Source organism: Hydrogenivirga sp. (assembly GCF_056450045.1).
This window is the reverse complement of record NZ_JBWONM010000173.1, coordinates 1-2,657: the sequence shown is the minus strand read 5'-3', so window position 1 is coordinate 2,657 and position 2,657 is coordinate 1. Positions and strand designations below refer to the sequence as shown.

The window sequence follows — 2,657 nt, the reverse complement described above, 5'->3', positions numbered from 1 at the left end:
GCCTTGGCGGTCCTCAAGCTCTCCTCTCTTATCCTCAGGAGCTCCCTGATCCACAGCGCCCTGTAGAAGGTTCTGTAAACCTGAGCTAAGAGCCTTCTCTTTCTGGACTCCACAGCGCTTTCAAAGGACTCCCTTTCCCTCTTGACGACCTCTCTGCTTATGGACCTCGTGCCCCACGCCGGTATGGGTTGGTTGAACTCTAAGAGGTAAAGTAACCTGCCCTTGGGTCTGCCGTTCTTGTCGTTTGTTATGAAGCCGCTTTCAAGCCTGACCTCCGGGTTGGGGAAGGCTCCGGCGGATATGTACAGACCTTCAAAGGACCTAATCTCCTCTTCCATCGCCTTTATGCTCGGGTTTTTCTCAAGAGCTGTTTGCATAGCCTCCTCAAGACCTATTCCGAAGCTGAAACCTGCAAAAAGCAGAAGGATAAAGAACATACTCAACCTCCTCTTATGTTTTTGAACGCTTTCAGAGAAGGTGTTAGATCAGATGAGCAGACGGATTGTTCTGAGCTGGTTCGGAGGTGATTTAAAGCTGCGTACAGTAAATGGCTTTCTTTTTAAGATTACTTGAAAGCTGGCGGGTGTTATCTTCCCTATGCTCTCCGCATTTATATCCAGCGATACCTTGAAGAGCTTGACTGAAAGGTCAGGCAGGAGCTTGAGGTGAACCTCATCTCCCTGAGTAGGGAGGCTTGCATGCTCCTTCTCAAGGTGGACAAAATCTTCGTGGATGTGTATGCAGAGAACGTCCTGAGATAGACCCTTGGTGGATAGGGAGAGGGTAAAACCCAAGCATAAAAGGAATGAAAGTATCTTGCCTGCCATACTTGTCGTAGATATATTAAAACGCCATGGTCAGAAAGGCAAGGCTCAAGGATGCTCCGGCGATTCACAACCTCGTGAGCTTCTATGCCCAGAAAGGTCTGCTCCTGCCCAGAAGCCTGAGCTCCATATACGAGCACATAAGGGACTTCTGGGTATGGGAGGAAGAGGATGAGATACTCGGGTGCTGTGCCCTCCAGATAGTCTGGGAGGACCTTGCGGAGATAAGGAGCTTTGCTGTTAAGGAGGGTAGAAAGGGAGAGGGTATAGGAAGAGCTCTGATAGAGGCTTGCCTTCAGGAGGCGAGGGAGCTCGGTATAGGAAGGGTGTTCTCCCTTACCTACGTTAAGGACTACTTTGAGAGATTCGGCTTCAGCGTGGTTGACAAGAGCGAGCTCCCCCACAAGGTCTGGGGGGATTGCGTGAACTGCCCCAAGTTTCCCCAGTGTGATGAGATAGCGGTTATACTTGAGCTTGATGGAAGCTCCCGTAGTTGCCTTGAGAGAAGTTTTCAAGCGGATAGACGGTGAGGAGATCCTGAAGGGTATAAACGTTGAGGTCAGGAGGGGAGAGTTCCTGAGCGTTGTGGGAGCCTCAGGCTCGGGTAAGAGCTCCCTGCTCTACATAATGGGACTTATAGACAAGCCCACCTCGGGAGAGGTCTTCTTTGAGGGTGAGAGGATAGAGTTCTCCCGGGAGGACTACCTCTCAAGGATAAGGAACAGGAAGATAGGCTTTATATTCCAGTTTCACTATCTCCTACCCGAGTTCACAGCCTTAGAGAACGTGATGGTTCCTATGCTCAAGGCGGGAGTATCCTCAGAGGAAGCTAAGGAGAGGGGCAGGAAGCTCCTCCAGAAGGTGGGTCTTGGAGGGAAGGAGGATAGGAGACCCTACCAGCTTTCGGGTGGTGAGATGCAGAGAGTAGCTATAGCGAGAGCTCTTGCCAACAACCCCCTCCTCATACTTGCGGACGAACCCACGGGAAACCTTGATTCCAAAAACACGGAGGTCGTTATGGATATATTTTTAAAGCTCAACCAGGAGGGGATGACCCTCGTTATGGTGACTCATGAGGAGTACCTTGCCAAGAGGAGCCACAGGGTTCTTGAGATGAAGGACGGGAGGATTATCTCATCATGAAGAGCTTCAGGGATTTCATGGAGGAGAAGGTAAGAGAGTACTACAGCTCCCCAAAGGAGAAGTTCTCCGCAGGAGGAGACTTCTTTACCGCTCCAGAGCTTGATAGGACCTTCGGTGAGGCTATAGCGGACTTCCTGTATCACAGACTTAAGGAGTTTGAAAGTCCAGCCATACTTGAGCTGGGTGCAGGCAGGGGGCTTATGGCAAGGGACATCCTCTCCTACTATAAACAGAAGGACCCGGCCCTCTTCAGGGGGCTGAAGTACCTCATATACGAGATGAGTCCCTCTCTCATAGAGAAGCAAAGGAAGGTCCTCAGGGACTTTGAGAACGTGGAGTGGGTCTCCCGATTTCCGAAAATTGAAGGGGTGGTCCTTTCCAACGAGTTCTACGATGCCCTTCCCGTTCATGTGGTGAAGGAGGGTAGAGAGCTTTACATAAATGAGGAAGGTCAGGAGGTGTGGCTGAGCCTTGAGAACGAGAGGGTAAAGGAGTTCCTTGAGAGAATGGGATATGCATCGCTGAAGCAGAGGGTTGAGGTATGTCTTGACTGCATAGAGCTCCTGAGGGAGCTGTCGGAATCCCTTATAAGGGGCTACCACCTCGCCATAGACTACGGCTACACCTCTGAGGAGATTCACCGCTTTCCCGAGGGAACGGTCTTAGGCTATAAAAAGCATTCCGTCAGTG

5 protein-coding genes are annotated in these 2,657 nt (G+C 50.9%); 3 read left to right on the top strand and 2 right to left on the bottom strand.

Going from position 1 to position 2,657, the window contains the following annotated elements:
- Together AC1HCM_RS07140 and AC1HCM_RS07135 are read right to left on the bottom strand one after the other, a co-directional pair.
- On the bottom strand, window positions 1-437 hold a 437-nt coding region (locus tag AC1HCM_RS07140; RefSeq protein WP_479461079.1), incomplete at its 3' end, for a TolC family protein.
- Between the two features lie 48 nt (window positions 438-485).
- Window positions 486-827, bottom strand: a complete 342-nt coding sequence (locus AC1HCM_RS07135) for a hypothetical protein (RefSeq protein WP_479461078.1) — start codon at window positions 825-827, stop codon at window positions 486-488.
- 26 nt (window positions 828-853) lie between these two features.
- On the opposite strand from AC1HCM_RS07135, the gene AC1HCM_RS07130 reads away from it, so the two are divergent.
- The 3 genes from AC1HCM_RS07130 to AC1HCM_RS07120 all read left to right on the top strand — a co-directional run.
- Window positions 854-1,354, top strand: coding sequence for an N-acetyltransferase (locus tag AC1HCM_RS07130; RefSeq protein ID WP_479461077.1), 501 nt, complete (start codon window positions 854-856; stop codon window positions 1,352-1,354).
- The gene (locus AC1HCM_RS07125; protein ID WP_479461076.1) at window positions 1,302-1,967 is read left to right on the top strand and encodes an ABC transporter ATP-binding protein; all 666 of its coding nucleotides are present in this window, start codon (window positions 1,302-1,304) and stop codon (window positions 1,965-1,967) included. Before AC1HCM_RS07130 ends, AC1HCM_RS07125 begins: the two co-directional genes overlap by 53 nt.
- On the top strand, window positions 1,964-2,657 hold a 694-nt coding region (locus AC1HCM_RS07120), incomplete at its 3' end, for an SAM-dependent methyltransferase (protein WP_479461075.1). The genes AC1HCM_RS07125 and AC1HCM_RS07120, both read left to right, overlap by 4 nt.